Origin of the sequence: Corynebacterium durum (genome assembly GCF_030408675.1) — a bacterium.
Taxonomy (GTDB): domain Bacteria; phylum Actinomycetota; class Actinomycetes; order Mycobacteriales; family Mycobacteriaceae; genus Corynebacterium; species Corynebacterium durum.
The window spans coordinates 2,327,806-2,344,057 of sequence record NZ_CP047200.1 but is presented as its reverse complement, the minus strand read 5'-3'; the positions used below and the strand labels follow the sequence as shown (position 1 = coordinate 2,344,057).

The window sequence follows — 16,252 nt, the reverse complement described above, 5'->3', positions numbered from 1 at the left end:
ACGCAGGGGTGTGGAGACTGGGTGGTCTAGTTGCGGATGTCGTCGAAAAGTACGGTGGAGACGTAGCGCTCACCGTAGTCGCAGGCAACGGTGACGATGGTTTTGCCGCGGTTTTCTTCCAACGCAGCAAGCCTCAAGGCAGCGTAGACATTGGCACCGGTGGAGATGCCGCCAAGGATGCCTTCTTCGGAAGCGAGTTTGCGGGCGGTCTCAATGGCATCTTCGTTGGAGACGGTGTAGACATCATCAAGTACTTTGCGGTCCAGGATGTCGGGGATGAAGTTGGCGCCGAGACCCTGAATCTTATGGGGGCCAGCCTTGCCGGTGGTGAGCAGGGCGGATGCTTCTGGTTCCACACCGTAGATTTCCACTGAAGGCTTGCGCTCTTTCAGCACGTTGCCCACACCGGTGACGGTACCGCCAGTACCAAAGCCTGCAATGAAGATGTCCACTGCGCCGTCTGTGTCCTTCCAGATTTCTTCGGCGGTGGTGGCACGGTGCACTGCGGGGTTGGCGGGATTGGAGAACTGCCGGGCAAGGATGGCACCTTCGGTTTCGGCGACAATCTCGTTGGCTTTGTCCACAGCACCCTGCATGCCTGCGGAACCAGGAGTCAGCACGATTTCTGCACCGTAGGCGCGGAGCGTGACACGGCGTTCGAGTGACATGGTTTCCGGCATGGTGAGCACCACCTTGTAGCCGCGTGCAGCACCGACGAGGGCAAGCGCGATGCCGGTGTTACCGGAGGTTGCCTCCACGATGGTTCCGCCGGGCTTGAGGGTGCCGTCGGCTTCTGCGGCTTCGATAATGGCGCGGCCGATACGGTCTTTCACGCTGTTGGCGGGGTTAAAGAACTCCAGCTTTACCAGCACCTCGCCGGGCAGGCCGTCTGTGAGGCGGTTGAGGCGGACTAGCGGGGTGTTGCCAATGGTTTCGGTGATGTCCTGGTAGATGTGACCCACGTGGTTCTCCTTTGTTAGTTTCAGGGTTACAGGAGATACTCTATACCAAACATAGACAGAACTCTAGACAAAGTTGTCTAAAATGTGTCTGGGTCGGGGAAATGATACGGCTATTCAGGCCAGGGTGATAATGTTGCAAGTGCCGCAGTGAACGGGAATGCTGGTGAGAATCCAGCAGCGGCCCTCGCCACTGTATGTTCATGTAACTTCATAAACCCCAGCCTGCATGCCACTGTCACCTGACGCACCGATGGGAAGGCGTGCAGTACCCCCAGGGGAAAGTGAGCAAAGCCAGGAGACCGGCTGCGGTGAGTCACAACCAGGAGGTCCGCGAGGTGACGGACCCGACTACAGAAAGAGGCAAACTCTCATGCATATTGCAGAAGGTTTCCTTCCTGTTGCCCATTGCATTGCGTGGGGCGCGGCATCGATGCCGTTCGTGGCGCACGGAGCCTACGCGGTGCGGAAGCAATTGAAAGAAAATCCGGAAACTGGCCTGTTGCTCGGCGCGGCAGGTGCATTTACGTTCGTGCTCAGTGCCATCAAGATCCCGTCCGTGACCGGATCGTCATCGCATCCCACAGGAACCGGCCTGGGAGCTGTGCTGTTCAAACCACCAGTGATGGCCTTCATGGGTAGCATTGTGCTGCTCTTCCAGGCACTTCTTCTCGCGCATGGTGGTATCACCACCTTAGGGGCCAATATCTTCTCTATGGCCATCGTTGGCCCATGGGTCGGCTTCGGGGTGTGGACGGCGTTGCGGAAGATGGGGGCATCGTCAAGCATCAGCATCTTCTTCGCAGCGTTTTTCGCTGACCTGTCCACGTACGTGGTTACGGCCCTGCAGCTGGCCGCCGCGCACCACGGCGCAGGATTCGGTAACGCGGTGGCTACCTTCCTTGCGTTGTATGCCCCGACGCAGGTGCCGCTGGCGATTGTGGAAGGCATTCTCACTGTCCTGATCTTCCGCAGCCTCACGACCATTGCCCCGAAGGAGCTGCGGTCGCTGGGCATCCTGCGCAGACGCTCCAACACTGAGGAAGCCCCACTGGAAGGAGCACGAGCATGAAAAAGTCAACCACACTGACGTGGGTGCTGATCGGTCTGGCCATCATCATCGCAGCCTTCCCCATGTTCTTTAACCTCGGTGATCCGAACTCTGAAGAACAATTCGGTGGTACAGACAGCTCTGCCGAATCCGTTGTCCAAGAGCAAAACCCAGACTACAAGCCGTGGTTCTCACCACTGGTTGGCGAACTGCCACCCGAAGTAGAGTCCGGCCTCTTCGCCTTGCAAGCAGCACTCGGCGCAGGCTTTTTGGGGTATGCGTTGGGAACCTACCGAGGTCGGAATAAAGCCCTTCGCGACTCCGAAAAAGGCTCTGAACAGGGCTAATGAACGCCCTGGAACGCGCGGCGGCAACGAGCCGATGGGCAACTCATAACGTTGGTGAGAAGGCACTGTTGCTCATTGGCCTGCTCTTTTGCGCCATTTCTCTCCCGCCGATTCCGGCCTTGCCCTCCATCGCCACGGTTCTGTTAGTGGCAGCGTGGCGTGCGGGGGTTCCGTGGCGGCTCTACTCCGCGCTCGTCGCCGCCCCCGCATCGTTTGTAGCGTTGGGCCTGGGGCCGCTGATCTTCGCCATCACCCCTCAAGGCATTGTGCTTATCGACGCCGGCCCCATCACTGCCGCCACAGTTCTTGCGCGATGCATCGTGGGAATGATGGCGACCATGCTGTTCGCCCTGACCACTCCCATGGCGGAGTTGTTTGGGTGGATGCACTCGGTGCGTTTCCCCACCTCAACTGTTTACGTCACGGCGCTGACCTATCGGATGATTTCCACCCTGATTGTTACCTCGCGCAGCATGTGGGAGGCGCAGGCTCAGCGTCTGGGGCATAGTTCCATGAGTCGGTGGATTCGATCGTCCGCTGGGTTAGCGTCATCGCTGTTTGTGGTGGCCTTTACTCGGGCGCGGCGGCTGGGGGAGGGGGTCGAACTGCGGGGTGACCCCGCGACGATGTACAACACTCTCCGTGTCATCCGGCCGGTGCGCTGGTGGTACGCGGGAGGGTACGTGCTGCTACTCAGCGCCATTATTGCAAGTTCGATTGTCTTATGAAGCGAAGTGAGATGGCTACTCTTGTTGAATTGAAGGAAGCGTCGTTCAGCCACGACACCGGCCCCGAGATCCTGCATCAGGTGAGCCTGAGCGTCCAGGAAGGTGCCCGGATCGCCGTGCTGGGTGAAAATGGCAGTGGTAAATCCACACTATTCCGCCTGCTCAGCGGCGCATGGACCCCGACAAGCGGTGAACTAGTGATTGCTGGCACTCCGATCACCCGTGCTCGCCGCAAGAAACAGGCACGTGACTTTGCCCGTGCGCATGTGCAGCTTGTGCTTCAAGAACCAGATGATCAGATTTTTGCTATGTCTGTGCGTGAAGACATTTCCTTTGGTCCCCTGAACCAGGGGTTGACTCCGGAGGAGGTGGAGTCCCGCGTTGATCAAGCAATGATGGCCGCCGAAGTGAGTGAATTGGCGGAGAAAGTTCCGCACCAATTGTCCTATGGCCAGCGCAAACGTGTCGCGCTTGCTGGTGCACTGGCCATGCAGCCTAACGTTTTGATGCTTGACGAACCTACGGCTGGACTCGACCCCGCTGGGAGCAGGAAGCTGCTTCGCACCATTGAAGGCTTGGAGGCGGCCGTGGTGCTGTCAACACATGATGTCAATCTGGCCTATGAGTTTGCCACTGACGTTGTGGTGCTGCTGGACGGCCGACTCACTGTGGGCAGCTGCGACCACATTCTTTCTGATACAGAGCTGTTGCGTAAAGCGCGACTTGAATTGCCGTGGGCACCTGTCGTGTCCGTAGCACTTGGTCGGACCGTTAAACGTCCAGAGGATGTGCTGTGACCCTTATCCAAAAACATGCCCGCGAACAGGGAGTTTTCGGAAGGTGAGGTAGCAATTCAGGCTGGTTACACGGGAGGTGCGAGGAGGAACCTGAGATTGACTATTCACGTGTGCGTATTCCGAAATATGCCTGTCCACGGGCATGTACGGGCTACCTCACAAAACAGCAATGAATCGATGTGTCCGCTAGGTGATCGTCTAAGGGGTGCCGCCCTTGGTGTCACGCTTCGTTGCCGAGTTATTGATGTAGCACAACCGGCAGGTGTCGGACTTTACCGTTGCGGGACAGTTCCAGAGTCTCACTGGATTCCCTCTTGCGCCGCCCACCATCGCTCACGAAAGTGGCCGGGCCAGTTGCACAGATGATTTTACCCGAAAACGCTAAGAAGAGCCTTATTGTCAGGGTGTGGAGGGGGCAAGAAGGGGTAAGAAAAGTGATCTTCGCTACTTTACTAACCCAATTAGGGGGAGTCTGCTCTGGCGCTGGATGTGGGAACCCAAATAGACTGTTCATTCGCCTATATGTGTTTGTAGAAGAAAATTATGATGCCAATAATGCATCTTTTATATGCCGTTGTGCAGTTACATGCTAAAAAATGCAGATGTGCAGCAGCTGGAACCTGGGTGCTGTGACGTGGAAAAATTGGGGGTGTGTGAGGGGTGAACCGATGGAGCGTGTGCTGAAAAATCACCCCCTCAGTGACACTTCGTGATAATGAAAATGAGTACGATATTGGCGTCTCGTGGGGGTAGATCGTCGGGGGTAATCAATAAGGCTACCTACCCCTTAATAGGGCGTACGTTTGTGGATTTATGTAAAAAAAGACTCCCAAAAATCGGTATGCGTACCCCCCGTCGGGAGGATATACTTCACTTTACATAGGAAGTTAAAATCCGGCGGGTGTACCAAGTCGGGTGGTTGTGCAGGAGGTTTTGAGGTTGGATTCCCAACGCATCAAGGACGATGAGGACGCGATTCGCGCCGCACTAACGTCATTGAAGACTGCGACGGGCATTCCCGTTACGATGTTCGCTGCTGTGCTGCCGGATAATCGTCTGCAAATTAGTGCGTGGGTAGGACTGCGGACTCCTGCTCTGCAAAACCTCATCATCGACTCGGGCTGTGGAGTCGGTGGCAGGGTTGTGACCACGCGCCGACCCGTCGGCGTGAGCGACTACACGCGGGCTAATGTCATCTCCCACGAATACGACAACATTATTCAAGACGAGGGTCTCTACTCCATCGTTGCTGTTCCGGTGATTGTGCACCGGGAAATCCGTGGCGTGCTGTACGTGGGGGTTCATTCCCCGGTGCGCCTGGGTGACAAGGTTATTGAGGAAGTCACCATGACCGCCCGCACCCTCGAACAGGACTTGGCCATTAACGCCGCGTTCCGGCGTGGCGACGGCCGCGGGGGTCTAGGTAAACCCGGACGCGTGATGAACGGTGCCGAATGGGAGCAAGTGCGCTCGACTCATTCGAAGCTGCGCATGCTGGCTAACCGCGTTGGTGACGAGGAGCTACGCCGCGAGCTTGAGGAACTCTGCGACCAGATGGTTACTCCAGTTCGCGTGAAGCAGACTACTAAGCTATCTGCTCGCGAACTGGATGTGCTGGCCTGTGTTGCATTGGGTCATACCAACGTGGAGGCTGCGGAAGAGATGGGCATTGGCGCAGAGACCGTGAAGAGTTACCTGCGTTCGGTCATGCGTAAACTCGGCGCGCACACACGCTACGAGGCTGTTAATGCTGCACGCCGGATCGGTGCCCTGCCGTAGCTGGTAGCGAGGCTTAACCCTTGTTGGTGGGCTTGGCCCTTGGGGCGTCGTTACGCTCGCCGCCGGGGACCCACGGGACGTCGTCGCCATCGTTGGCTACCCGGGCCAGGATGAACATCAAGTCGCTGAGGCGGTTCAGGTACTTGGCCGGTAGTTTTGAGGTGGTGTCCGGGTGCTCGCGCACCGCAGCCCATGCCGCGCGTTCGGCGCGCCGCACAATGGTGCGGGCGGTGTGCAGAAGGGCTGCCGCGGGGGTGCCTCCGGGGAGGATGAACGAGTTCAGCGGCTCTAAGTTGGTGTTGTAATGGTCGCAGTCGTGCTCTAGACGGTCGATGTAGCTTTGATCGATGCGGAGTGGGGGATACTTGGGGTTTTCTTCAATGGGGGTCGCAAGGTCTGCGCCAGCGTCAAACAGTTCGTTTTGCACGCGCATAAGCGTGTTTTTCATTTCCGAACCTGGGTTGCCCAGCGCTAAAACCTGGCCGATGGCGCAGTTGGCCTCGTCACAATCCGCATAGGCCACCAATCGTGAATCGTCTTTGGGGACGCGGTCGAAATTGGACAAACCGGTGGTTCCATCGTCGCCGGTACGGGTATAAATCTTGGTAAGATGCACTGCCATACCACCAACCTAGACGAAACCGCATAGGCTATAAGCTTGTGAGTGAAAAAAAAGACAAATTTTTGGTAACAGGCGGGGCCCAGCTTCGGGGAGCGGTGAAGGTCAGTGGTGCTAAAAACAGTGTGCTGAAACTCATGGGCGCGGCCCTTCTGGCTGAAGGCACAACGGTTCTGAATAACTGCCCTGAAATTCTCGACGTCCCGTACATGAAGGATGTCTTGGAAGGTCTCGGCTGTTCCGTCATGATCAGCGGGCAATCCGTGTATATCACCACGCCAAGCGACCTGAAATCCGATGCGGACTTTGAGGCCGTGCGGCAGTTCCGAGCCTCCGTGTGTGTCTTGGGTCCCCTCACCGCGCGCTGCGGGCGTGCGGTGGTGGCGTTGCCAGGTGGCGATGCCATCGGCTCGCGGCCCCTGGACATGCACCAAACTGGTCTGGAAAAGCTTGGGGCGAAAACTTACATTGAGCACGGTTGCGTGGTCGCCGAAACGGACCAGCTCAAGGGCGCCCACATTGTCCTGGACTTCCCGTCTGTGGGGGCCACCGAAAATATCCTCACCGCCGCAGTACTTGCCAATGGCGTGACCATTCTGGACAACGCCGCCCGCGAACCGGAGATTGTGGACCTCTGCGAAATGCTCATCTCCATGGGCGCACGCATTGAAGGCGCGGGTTCCAACACGCTCACCATCACCGGCGTGGAACGGCTCAACCCTACAACTCACGATGTCGTGGGCGACCGCATCGTCGCAGGCACCTGGGCATACGCCGCCGCCATCACCCGTGGCGACATCACCGTCGGCGGTATCCCGCCCCGCCACCTGCACCTTCCGTTGGAGAAACTCAAGCTTGCAGGTGCCATCATTGAAACCTACGAAAACGGTTTCCGCGTGCGTATGGACGGCCGCCCGCGTGCCGTGGATTTCCAAACCCTACCGTTCCCAGGATTCCCCACCGACCTACAGCCCATGGCCATTGGCCTTGCCGCAGTCGCCGAGGGAATGAGCGTGATCACGGAAAACGTCTTCGAGTCGCGCTTCCGCTTTGTTGACGAAATGCTCCGCCTCGGTGCCGACGCTCATGTTGATGGGCATCATGTGGTGATGAGAGGCAAAGAGCAGCTTTCCTCCACCACCGTGTGGAGTTCCGACATTCGCGCGGGTGCTGGCCTTGTGCTCGCGGCCTTGCGTGCCGACGGCGTGACCGAGGTCCGCGATGTCTACCACATCGACCGTGGCTACCCGAACTTTGTGGAAAACCTTAACGCACTCGGCGCTAAAGTGGAGCGCGTAGTCGAGTAAAAACCTGTGTTGTGCTGGGGGTTTGCCAAACCCTGACACGGTGGGTAACTTATATCAGGTCGCCGAAGCAAAACCCCAGCACACACGCGTGTGCTCCAGGGGTTGGCGGATGCTTATTTTTTTGTTGTGTGAGAACTCAATAGCGTACCAAGTACTACACACACCCACACACTAGTGTTGTTGTGTGGGTGTCGCACACCCCGACCCTGTGGTGGTGGGGGTGTGTTGCTCTTGTTGAAGAGATACACGCTTGAAACACTATTTATTTTGTTTTTGTTTTGTTTTTGTGCACGACACACGCATTTGTTTGTGTGTGTTGTGGTTGGAGAGTTTGATCCTGGCTCAGGACGAACGCTGGCGGCGTGCTTAACACATGCAAGTCGAACGGAAAGGCCTGCCACCTTGGTGGTGGGTACTCGAGTGGCGAACGGGTGAGTAACACGTGGGTGATCTGCCCCGCACTGTGGGATAAGCCTGGGAAACTGGGTCTAATACCACATACGACCATGGCGTAGGGGTCATGGTGGAAAGCCTTGTGCGGTGTGGGATGAGCCCGCGGCCTATCAGCTTGTTGGTGGGGTAATGGCCTACCAAGGCGGCGACGGGTAGCCGGCCTGAGAGGGTGGACGGCCACATTGGGACTGAGACACGGCCCAGACTCCTACGGGAGGCAGCAGTGGGGAATATTGCACAATGGGCGCAAGCCTGATGCAGCGACGCCGCGTGGGGGATGGAAGGCCTTCGGGTTGTAAACTCCTTTCGCCCGGGACGAAGCCCACCTGGTGGGTGACGGTACCGTGGAGAAGAAGCACCGGCTAACTACGTGCCAGCAGCCGCGGTAATACGTAGGGTGCAAGCGTTGTCCGGATTTACTGGGCGTAAAGAGCTCGTAGGTGGTGTGTCGCGTCGTCTGTGAAATTCCGGGGCTTAACTCCGGGCGTGCAGGCGATACGGGCACGACTAGAGTGCTGTAGGGGTAACTGGAATTCCTGGTGTAGCGGTGAAATGCGCAGATATCAGGAGGAACACCGATGGCGAAGGCAGGTTACTGGGCAGTTACTGACGCTGAGGAGCGAAAGCATGGGGAGCGAACAGGATTAGATACCCTGGTAGTCCATGCTGTAAACGGTGGGCGCTAGGTGTGGGCTGTGTGTTTGCAGTCTGTGCCGTAGCTAACGCATTAAGCGCCCCGCCTGGGGAGTACGGCCGCAAGGCTAAAACTCAAAGGAATTGACGGGGGCCCGCACAAGCGGCGGAGCATGTGGATTAATTCGATGCAACGCGAAGAACCTTACCTGGGTTTGACATGCACCAGATCGGCGTAGAGATACGTCCTCCCTTGTGGTTGGTGCACAGGTGGTGCATGGTTGTCGTCAGCTCGTGTCGTGAGATGTTGGGTTAAGTCCCGCAACGAGCGCAACCCTTGTCTTATGTTGCCAGCACATTTTTGGTGGGGACTCATGAGAAACTGCCGGGGTCAACTCGGAGGAAGGTGGGGATGACGTCAAATCATCATGCCCTTTATACCCAGGGCTTCACACATGCTACAATGGTCGGTACAACGGGTTGCGACACTGTGAAGTGAAGCTAATCTCTGAAAGCCGGCCTCAGTTCGGATTGGGGTCTGCAACTCGACCCCATGAAGTCGGAGTCGCTAGTAATCGCAGATCAGCAACGCTGCGGTGAATACGTTCCCGGGCCTTGTACACACCGCCCGTCACGTCATGAAAGTTGGTAACACCCGAAGCCCATGGCCTAACCACCACTTGTGGTGGGGGGAGTGGTCGAAGGTGGGATTGGCGATTGGGACGAAGTCGTAACAAGGTAGCCGTACCGGAAGGTGCGGCTGGATCACCTCCTTTCTAGGGAGAATATGTGGTGTGTATCCAATAGGGGGTGTGGTGCTTGGTGTGGCTGTTGGGTGTCCCACATAATAAATGTGTGGAATTTTACGTCCTTGTCTGCTGGTGATCATGATGGTTGCTGGTGGTGGGGTGGTGTTGTGTGAGAACTGTATAGTGGACGCGAAATCATTTTTCTGTTTAATTTCTTGTGTTGTTTTGTGTGTGTTTTTCGTGTGGCGCACCGCCGGATGGGTGGTGTGTTTGTTGTAAGGGCGCACGGTGGATGCCTGGGCATGTCAAGCCGATGAAGGACGTGAAGGGCTGCGTTAAGCCTCGGGGAGTTGCCGATTAAGCGTTGATCCGAGGATGTCCGAATGGGGAAACCCGGCCGTGGTTATGTGCGGTCACCTGCTGCTGAATGAAATAGGTGGTATGGGGGTTACGCGGGGAAGTGAAACATCTCAGTACCCGTAGGAGAAGAAAACAATATGTGATTCCGTTAGTAGTGGCGAGCGAAGGCGGAGGTGATGGCTAAACTCTATGCGTGGATGATACTTGGTAGGGGTTGCGTGTAGGGGGTTGTGGGATGCGTGTGTCTGGCTGGCTACCACTGGCTGGCACCCTTGGATTGTGTGTTAGGGGAAGTGGTGTGGAATCGCCTGCCGTAGACGGTGAGAGTCCGGTACCTGAAGACATGTGGTTGGGGTGTGTGCGTATTTTCCCGAGTAGCAGCGGGCTCGTGGAATCTGCTGTGAATCTGCCGGGACCACCCGGTAAGCCTGAATACTTGGCGTGACCGATAGTGTAGTTAGTACCGTGAGGGAAGGGTGAAAAGTACCCCGGGAGGGGAGTGAAATAGTTCCTGAAACCGTGTGCTTACAATCCGTCATAGCCCCTTGTGTGGGGTGGTGGCGTGCCTTTTGAAGAATGAGCCTGCGAGTCAGCGGCATGTCGCGAGGTTAACCCGTGTGTGTGGGGTAGTCGTAGCGAAAGCGAATCCTAATGAGGGTGTGTTAAGTGGCATGTTCTGGACCCGAAGCGGGGTGATCTACCCATGGCCAGTGTGAAGCGGTGGTAAAACATTGTGGAGGCGCGAACCCACTTAGGTTGAAAACTGAGGGGATGAGCTGTGGGTAGGGGTGAAAGGCCAATCAAACTCCGTGATAGCTGGTTCTCCCCGAAATGCATTTAGGTGCAGCGTTGCGTGGTTGTTGTTGGTGGTAGAGCGACTGGTTGGTTGATGCGGGACGATCATCTTAGCGATGCCAGCTAAACTCCGAATGCCAATAATATGCGAGCGTGGCAGTGAGACGGCGGGGGATAAGCTCCGTGACGTCGAGAGGGAAACAGCCCAGATCGTCGGTTAAGGCCCCTAAGGGTGTGCTGAGTGGAAAAGGAGGTGTCATCGCGAAGACAGCCAGGAGGTTGGCTTAGAAGCAGCCATCCTTGAAAGAGTGCGTAATAGCTCACTGGTTAAGTGGTGATGCGCCGATAATGTAGTGGGGCTTATAAAGTACACCGCCGAAACCGCGGCAACATGCACGTCTTTGGTGTGTGTTGGGTAGGGGAGCGTCGTGCATGCTGAGAAGCTGTCACGGAAGTGGTGGTGGAGTGTGTGCGAGTGAGAATGCAGGCATGAGTAGCGAAAAACATGTGGAAAACGTGTTCGCCGGATGACTAAGGGTTCCTGGGTGAAGCTAATCTTCCCAGGGTGAGTCGGGACCTAAGGCGAGGCCGACAGGCGTAGTCGATGGATAACGGGTTGATAGTCCCGTACCCGTGTATGCGCGACCAGTGGTGACTCGGTTGTACTAACCACCCACTACCATTGATGTTCACACGTTGTGTGTTTGTTGGTGTGTGGTGCGTGGGATCTTGATCGTTGGTAGCCAAGCGATGGGGTGACACAGATTGGTAGTCAAGGCCACTGAGTGGATTGTGGTGTAAGCGTGTGGCCCGCAGGATAGGTAAATCCGTTCTGCATTTAAGGGTGAGGCGTGATGCGTACCCAGATTGTTGGGGATGTTTGATGTGCCTGTGCTGTCGAGAAAAGCCTCTAGCGATGTGTGTGCACGGCCCGTACCGGAAACCGACACAGGTGGTCTGGTTGAGGATACTAAGGCGTTCGGGTGAACTATGGTTAAGGAACTCGGCAAAATGCCCCCGTAACTTCGGGAGAAGGGGGGCCATGTGCGGCAATCACCCTTGTGCGGTGTGCGTTGTGTGTGGCCGCAGAGAAGTGAGGGAAGCGACTGTTTATTAAAAACACAGGTCCGTGCGAAGACGTTGCAAGTCGAGGTATACGGACTGACGCCTGCCCGGTGCTGGAAGGTTAAGAGGACTCGTGAGCACACCACGTGGTGTGTGAGGCGGGTAATTGAAGCCCCAGTAAACGGCGGTGGTAACTATAACCATCCTAAGGTAGCGAAATTCCTTGTCGGGTAAGTTCCGACCTGCACGAATGGCGTAACGACTTCCCTGCTGTCTCAACCATAGGCCCGGTGAAATTGCAGTACGAGTAAAGATGCTCGTTTCGCGCGGCAGGACGAAAAGACCCCGGGACCTTTACTATAGCTTGGTATTGGTGTGTGCTGCAGCTTGTGTAGGATAGGTGGGAGACGTGGAAGCATTCACGCTAGTGGGTGTGGAGTCGATTGGTGAAATACCACTCTGGTTGTTGTGTGCATCTAACTGTGGGCCCTGATCGGGTTTTGGGACAGTGCCTGGTGGGTAGTTTAACTGGGGCGGTTGCCTCCTAAATGGTAACGGAGGCGCCCAAAGGTTCCCTCGGCTTGGTTGGTAATCAGGTTTTAGAGTGTAAGTGCAGTAAGGGAGCTTGACTGTGACACTGACGGGTGGAGCAGGTGCGAAAGCAGGGACTAGTGATCCGGCATCAACGTGTGGGTGTGGTGTCGCTCAACGGATAAAAGGTACCCCGGGGATAACAGGCTGATCTTCCCCAAGAGTTCATATCGACGGGATGGTTTGGCACCTCGATGTCGGCTCGTCGCATCCTGGGGCTGGAGTAGGTCCCAAGGGTTGGGCTGTTCGCCCATTAAAGCGGCACGCGAGCTGGGTTTAGAACGTCGTGAGACAGTTCGGTCTCTATCCGCCGCGCGCGTGGAAACTTGAACAAGGCTGTCCCTAGTACGAGAGGACCGGGATGGACGTACCTCTAGTGTGCCAGTTGTCACGCCGGTGGCATGGCTGGTTGGCTATGTGCGGGAGGGATAACCGCTGAAAGCATCTAAGCGGGAAGCCTGTTGTGAGATGAGGTTTCTGTTGAGGTTCCCTGTAGATGAGGGGGTTGATAGGTCGGAGTTGGAAGCATCGTAAGGTGTTGTGAGATGACCGATACTAATATGACCGACACAAACATACCCCATAGATAGTAGGTGGTGGTGTGCCACAGGATTGTGGAAAACGCATGCGTGTTACATGGCATGAAGAAAATATAGTGAACAGGAAAGCATGGGCCTTGTGTGGGTTTGTGTGTGCTGCTGTTGGTGGTGTGTGGTTTCGTGTTTGCTGTGCAGTGTCTGGCACAACACCAGTTGTGTTGGGTGTGTTGGTGGTGATAGTCGCAGGGTCACGCCCGGTTGTCCTTTTCGAACCCGGTTGCTAAGTCTGTGGGCGCTGATGGTACTGCACCTGGGAGGGTGTGGGAGAGTAGGTTACTGCCAGCATTAATAACTCCAAATGATGGTGGGTGGGGTGTTGTGTGTGCCTGTGTGGCACCGGCACCCCACCCACCCCTTTTTTGTTGTTACGCGGCGGTTTCGGCAATTTCTTTGATACGAACCAAAGTAGCGGGAATACCTGCTAGTGCCGCTGCTCGGCGGTCGGCGAGTTGATTTTCAGCGTCGTCGCCGTATTTTTCGCGGAAAAAGTCGAGTCCTTGCTGGGTCAACTCCCAGGTTTCGGTGAGCTCACACCCGGTATCGGTGGGGGCGATGGTGTATCCCCAGCGGACAACGCCACCGTTGACGGCCCATTGGAATGCGATGGGTCGCTGGGCTTCGGTGACGAGGGATTCGGTTTCCCATGTGCGTTCGGGAGTGACGTTGCGTCCAATGAACCACGCCCCAACTTCGGCGTGGTCGGAAGGTTCTTTCCACCAGCAGGTTTCTACGATGGGGCTCCATTCGCCGGTGCGGGTGACATCGGTGACAAGATCGTAGACGTGGTGTGCGGGGGCGTCGATAAGTATTGATTCTGAATATTGGAAGTCTTTAAGATCCATGACCTGAACTATACGGATAAGCCGATAAGAATCGCGGCATATCCGCACAGCGTGGTGGCGCAGATACTTCGGACAAACCGTGCTCGGGAGGTGCGAAGGAGCGGTCCGAGATGTGCGGCAAGGCTTGACCACGTGGAAAGGGCTCCGGCGATGCCGACGGCAAGGAAGGGACTGTGCTGGGATAGCCCGAGGAGGAAACAGGCGATGGTGTTGGCGAGGAGAAGTCCGTGGGGGAGCCGACAGAGGAGGTAGCGGAGGCTGCCTCCGAGGAATCCTCCAAAAGCTATTTGAAGGATGGTCGTCATGCCGCAGCCTCTGGTCTCAAAGAATGGATCCAATCGCCAAGTATCCAGGCGCCAATGCAGGAAGCACTGGTGACAAGAAGGTAGGTTGCGGCCTGGAGGGGAGGGGCGTCGATAAACAGGTGATGGGCGAACAGCATGTAGGTGCTGAAGCTGGTGAACCCACCGAGGAAACCTGTGCCCCAGAACAACCCTGGACGGATGAGTCCCATGAGGAAGCAGCCTGCGATGTTGATGGCTAAGAGCGACCAGAGGCCGCCCACCGGTATGGTGCTCGTGATCAGGAAGCGTGTGACCGCCCCGAGCGCGGCACCGATGCCAACGGTAAGGATGTCGCGAATGCTAGGTGGAATGATGCCCATTCTTTGGAATGTAGTGGAAAACGTGCTGTTGGGGAGGGAGATGCGTCACGTATCGTGCGGGCAGGCGAAAATCAGAGCAAGATAGACGTTAACTAGCGTCATTTATAGTTCGAGTTTTGTTAAGGAGACAATTATGGCACATGAACGTGCAGGTCTTGTGGCGGAAGATCGGGACCTCATCGACATCGCCGAGGTGGTCACCGCCTATTACACACGCATTCCCGATGTAGAAAACCCCGACCAGCAGGTCGCTTTTGGAACATCCGGGCACCGCGGTTCCTCCCTTGATTCCGCGTTCAATGAAAACCACATTCACGCCACCACCCAAGCGATTGTGGATTACCGCACGCAGCAAGGCATCAACGGCCCCATCTTCATCGGCCGCGACACCCATGCGCTTTCCGAACCCGCGATGGTATCTGCGCTTGAGGTGCTGCTGGCTAACGATGTTGCTGTGCTTGTCGACGACCGCGGGCGCTACACCCCAACCCCGGCAGTGTCGCACGCCATCCTTGCTCATAACGCCAAACTCCCTGGTGGTGTCACCGGCACCGACCCGAAACGTGCCGACGGCATTGTCATCACTCCTTCCCATAACCCACCCCGCGACGGCGGCTTTAAATACAATCCACCCAACGGCGGCCCGGCCGACACCGATGCCACCGATTGGATTGCGAACCGCGCCAACGAACTGCTGCGCGCAGGATTGACCGGGGTGAAACGCGTACCCGTTTCCGGCGTACTGGATTCCCGCTGCACCCCTTACAACTACCTGGACACCTACATTGCCGACCTGCCCAATGTGGTGAACATTGAGGCAATCCGCAGCTCTGGACTGAGCATCGGTGCCGACCCTATGGGCGGCGCATCCGTAGATTACTGGGGTGCGATTGCCGACGCCCACCGACTCAACCTCACTGTGGTCAACCCCAAGGTGGACGCAACCTGGCGTTTCATGACATTAGACACCGATGGCAAGATCCGCATGGACTGCTCCTCGCCCAACTCCATGGCGTCCCTGGTGCACAACCGCTCCAAGTTCGACATCGCAACTGGTAACGACGCCGATGCCGACCGCCATGGCATTGTCACCCCCGACTTTGGCCTGATGAACCCCAACCACTACCTGGCTGTGGCCATTGAGTATTTGTTTGGCAATCGCCCCGGCTGGTCGCCCGAGACTGCTGTGGGTAAAACCTTGGTTTCTTCCTCCATGATCGACCGCGTGGTGGGCGCACTGGGACGTCGCCTTGAGGAAGTTCCTGTTGGCTTCAAGTGGTTTGTGCCAGGGCTTATCGACGGCACCATCGGCTTCGGTGGCGAGGAATCCGCCGGTGCCTCCTTCCTCCGGCACGACGGGACAGTGTGGTCCACCGACAAAGACGGCATCATCCTTGACCTGCTGGCCTCTGAAATCACCGCAGTGACCGGAAAAACCCCATCGCAGCGTTACGCCGAGCTTGCGGAACAATACGGTGCGCCCGTCTATGCCCGCACCGATGCCAACGCCACGCGCGAGCAAAAGGCCGTGTTGAAAGCCTTGTCACCCGAACAGGTTACGGCAACCACGTTGGCCGGGGAAGAGATCACCGCGAAGCTCACCCACGCTCCAGGAAACGGCGCACCCATCGGCGGACTCAAAGTCTGCACCGAAAACGCGTGGTTTGCTGCGCGGCCGTCCGGTACCGAGGACAAATACAAGATCTACGCTGAGTCCTTCCTCGGTGAGGAACACCTGGCGAAAGTGCAGTCTGAGGCCGCCGAGCTCGTAGACGACGTGCTCGGTGGGTAATGTGTCTGTGACGTTTGGGTGGCGTGCTGCGTGGTAGTCATTTCCGACCAAACCCACTAAAGTTGGGTGCTGTGTCTACGACGTTAACTCCCAACAACGCCGACGCGGGCGGTGCCGATTCC

General features: G+C 56.9%; 12 protein-coding genes, 3 rRNA genes and 2 riboswitches. Of the genes, 10 read left to right on the top strand and 5 right to left on the bottom strand.

All coding sequences use genetic code 11. The annotated features are described in order from the left end of the window. Positions 1 to 26 precede the first annotated feature (26 nt). Positions 27 to 962: a cysteine synthase A gene (gene cysK / locus CDUR_RS10870; protein ID WP_179418222.1), complete on the bottom strand. Its 936-nt coding sequence runs from the start codon at positions 960 to 962 to the stop codon at positions 27 to 29. 128 nt (positions 963 to 1,090) lie between these two features. Beyond that, positions 1,091 to 1,284, top strand: a riboswitch (cobalamin riboswitch). Positions 1,285 to 1,332: 48 nt separating this feature from the next. Between cysK and CDUR_RS10865 the strand changes: the two genes are divergently transcribed. The 5 genes from CDUR_RS10865 to ramA all read left to right on the top strand — a co-directional run bounded on the left by CDUR_RS10865 (position 1,333) and on the right by ramA (position 5,661). After that, positions 1,333 to 2,031, top strand: coding sequence for an energy-coupling factor ABC transporter permease (locus tag CDUR_RS10865; protein ID WP_006062166.1), 699 nt, complete (start codon positions 1,333 to 1,335; stop codon positions 2,029 to 2,031). Then, positions 2,028 to 2,357: an energy-coupling factor ABC transporter substrate-binding protein gene (locus tag CDUR_RS10860; protein WP_006062167.1), complete on the top strand. Its 330-nt coding sequence runs from the start codon at positions 2,028 to 2,030 to the stop codon at positions 2,355 to 2,357. Before CDUR_RS10865 ends, CDUR_RS10860 begins: the two co-directional genes overlap by 4 nt. Beyond that, on the top strand, positions 2,357 to 3,085 hold the full coding sequence (gene cbiQ, locus CDUR_RS10855) for a cobalt ECF transporter T component CbiQ (RefSeq protein WP_179418221.1): 729 nt from the start codon (positions 2,357 to 2,359) through the stop codon (positions 3,083 to 3,085). The genes CDUR_RS10860 and cbiQ overlap by 1 nt, the downstream gene beginning before the upstream one ends. A gap of 11 nt (positions 3,086 to 3,096) precedes the next feature. Further along, on the top strand, positions 3,097 to 3,882 hold the full coding sequence (locus CDUR_RS10850) for an energy-coupling factor ABC transporter ATP-binding protein (RefSeq protein ID WP_233452942.1): 786 nt from the start codon (positions 3,097 to 3,099) through the stop codon (positions 3,880 to 3,882). Positions 3,883 to 4,122: 240 nt separating this feature from the next. Then, positions 4,123 to 4,252, bottom strand: a riboswitch (cobalamin riboswitch). 569 nt (positions 4,253 to 4,821) lie between these two features. After that, on the top strand, positions 4,822 to 5,661 hold the full coding sequence (gene ramA / locus CDUR_RS10845; RefSeq protein ID WP_040358876.1) for an acetate metabolism transcriptional regulator RamA: 840 nt from the start codon (positions 4,822 to 4,824) through the stop codon (positions 5,659 to 5,661). Positions 5,662 to 5,674: 13 nt separating this feature from the next. On the opposite strand, the gene CDUR_RS10840 is transcribed toward ramA, so the two are convergent. Next, positions 5,675 to 6,283 carry a cob(I)yrinic acid a,c-diamide adenosyltransferase gene (locus CDUR_RS10840; RefSeq protein WP_006062171.1) on the bottom strand — a complete coding sequence of 203 codons (609 nt, stop codon included), beginning with the start codon at positions 6,281 to 6,283 and terminating at the stop codon, positions 5,675 to 5,677. Positions 6,284 to 6,321: 38 nt separating this feature from the next. On the opposite strand from CDUR_RS10840, the gene murA reads away from it, so the two are divergent. The 4 genes from murA to rrf all read left to right on the top strand — a co-directional run bounded on the left by murA (position 6,322) and on the right by rrf (position 13,117). Next, positions 6,322 to 7,587, top strand: a complete 1,266-nt coding sequence (gene murA, locus CDUR_RS10835; RefSeq protein WP_179418219.1) for a UDP-N-acetylglucosamine 1-carboxyvinyltransferase — start codon at positions 6,322 to 6,324, stop codon at positions 7,585 to 7,587. A 319-nt stretch (positions 7,588 to 7,906) separates the two neighbouring features. Further along, positions 7,907 to 9,449, top strand: a 16S ribosomal RNA gene (locus CDUR_RS10830). 238 nt (positions 9,450 to 9,687) lie between these two features. After that, positions 9,688 to 12,813: ribosomal RNA gene (locus CDUR_RS10825) — 23S ribosomal RNA — on the top strand. 185 nt (positions 12,814 to 12,998) lie between these two features. Next, a 5S ribosomal RNA gene (gene rrf, locus CDUR_RS10820) occupies positions 12,999 to 13,117 on the top strand. The 16S, 23S and 5S rRNA genes sit together here, the layout of an rRNA operon. A gap of 80 nt (positions 13,118 to 13,197) precedes the next feature. Here the strand turns inward: rrf and CDUR_RS10815 are convergent. Genes CDUR_RS10815 through CDUR_RS10805 form a run of 3 tightly spaced genes read right to left on the bottom strand, consistent with a single transcriptional unit; the run spans position 13,198 to position 14,338 of the window. Continuing rightward, positions 13,198 to 13,674, bottom strand: coding sequence for an SRPBCC family protein (locus CDUR_RS10815; protein WP_179418218.1), 477 nt, complete (start codon positions 13,672 to 13,674; stop codon positions 13,198 to 13,200). 8 nt (positions 13,675 to 13,682) lie between these two features. Beyond that, complete coding sequence (locus CDUR_RS10810) at positions 13,683 to 13,979, bottom strand: CrcB family protein (RefSeq protein ID WP_179418217.1); 297 nt, start codon at positions 13,977 to 13,979, stop codon at positions 13,683 to 13,685. Further along, positions 13,976 to 14,338, bottom strand: a complete 363-nt coding sequence (locus CDUR_RS10805) for a fluoride efflux transporter family protein (protein ID WP_179418216.1) — start codon at positions 14,336 to 14,338, stop codon at positions 13,976 to 13,978. The genes CDUR_RS10810 and CDUR_RS10805 overlap by 4 nt, the downstream gene beginning before the upstream one ends. A gap of 133 nt (positions 14,339 to 14,471) precedes the next feature. Between CDUR_RS10805 and pgm the strand changes: the two genes are divergently transcribed. Continuing rightward, a complete protein-coding gene (gene pgm / locus CDUR_RS10800) occupies positions 14,472 to 16,130 on the top strand; it encodes a phosphoglucomutase (alpha-D-glucose-1,6-bisphosphate-dependent) (protein WP_179418215.1) in 1,659 nt (552 codons plus the stop codon). Positions 16,131 to 16,252: the final 122 nt, after the last annotated feature.

Excerpts from the sequence above, each read along its gene's own strand:
- CDUR_RS10805 (WP_179418216.1), bottom strand. The coding sequence starts at position 14,338 with ATGGGCATCATTCCACCTAGCATTCGCGACATCCTTACCGTTGGCATC.
- cbiQ (WP_179418221.1), top strand. The coding sequence starts at position 2,357 with ATGAACGCCCTGGAACGCGCGGCGGCAACGAGCCGATGGGCAACTCAT.
- pgm (WP_179418215.1), top strand. The coding sequence starts at position 14,472 with ATGGCACATGAACGTGCAGGTCTTGTGGCGGAAGATCGGGACCTCATC.
- CDUR_RS10850 (WP_233452942.1), top strand. The coding sequence starts at position 3,097 with ATGGCTACTCTTGTTGAATTGAAGGAAGCGTCGTTCAGCCACGACACC.
- CDUR_RS10840 (WP_006062171.1), bottom strand. The coding sequence starts at position 6,283 with ATGGCAGTGCATCTTACCAAGATTTATACCCGTACCGGCGACGATGGA.
- CDUR_RS10810 (WP_179418217.1), bottom strand. The coding sequence starts at position 13,979 with ATGACGACCATCCTTCAAATAGCTTTTGGAGGATTCCTCGGAGGCAGC.
- CDUR_RS10860 (WP_006062167.1), top strand. The coding sequence starts at position 2,028 with ATGAAAAAGTCAACCACACTGACGTGGGTGCTGATCGGTCTGGCCATC.
- CDUR_RS10815 (WP_179418218.1), bottom strand. The coding sequence starts at position 13,674 with ATGGATCTTAAAGACTTCCAATATTCAGAATCAATACTTATCGACGCC.
- CDUR_RS10865 (WP_006062166.1), top strand. The coding sequence starts at position 1,333 with ATGCATATTGCAGAAGGTTTCCTTCCTGTTGCCCATTGCATTGCGTGG.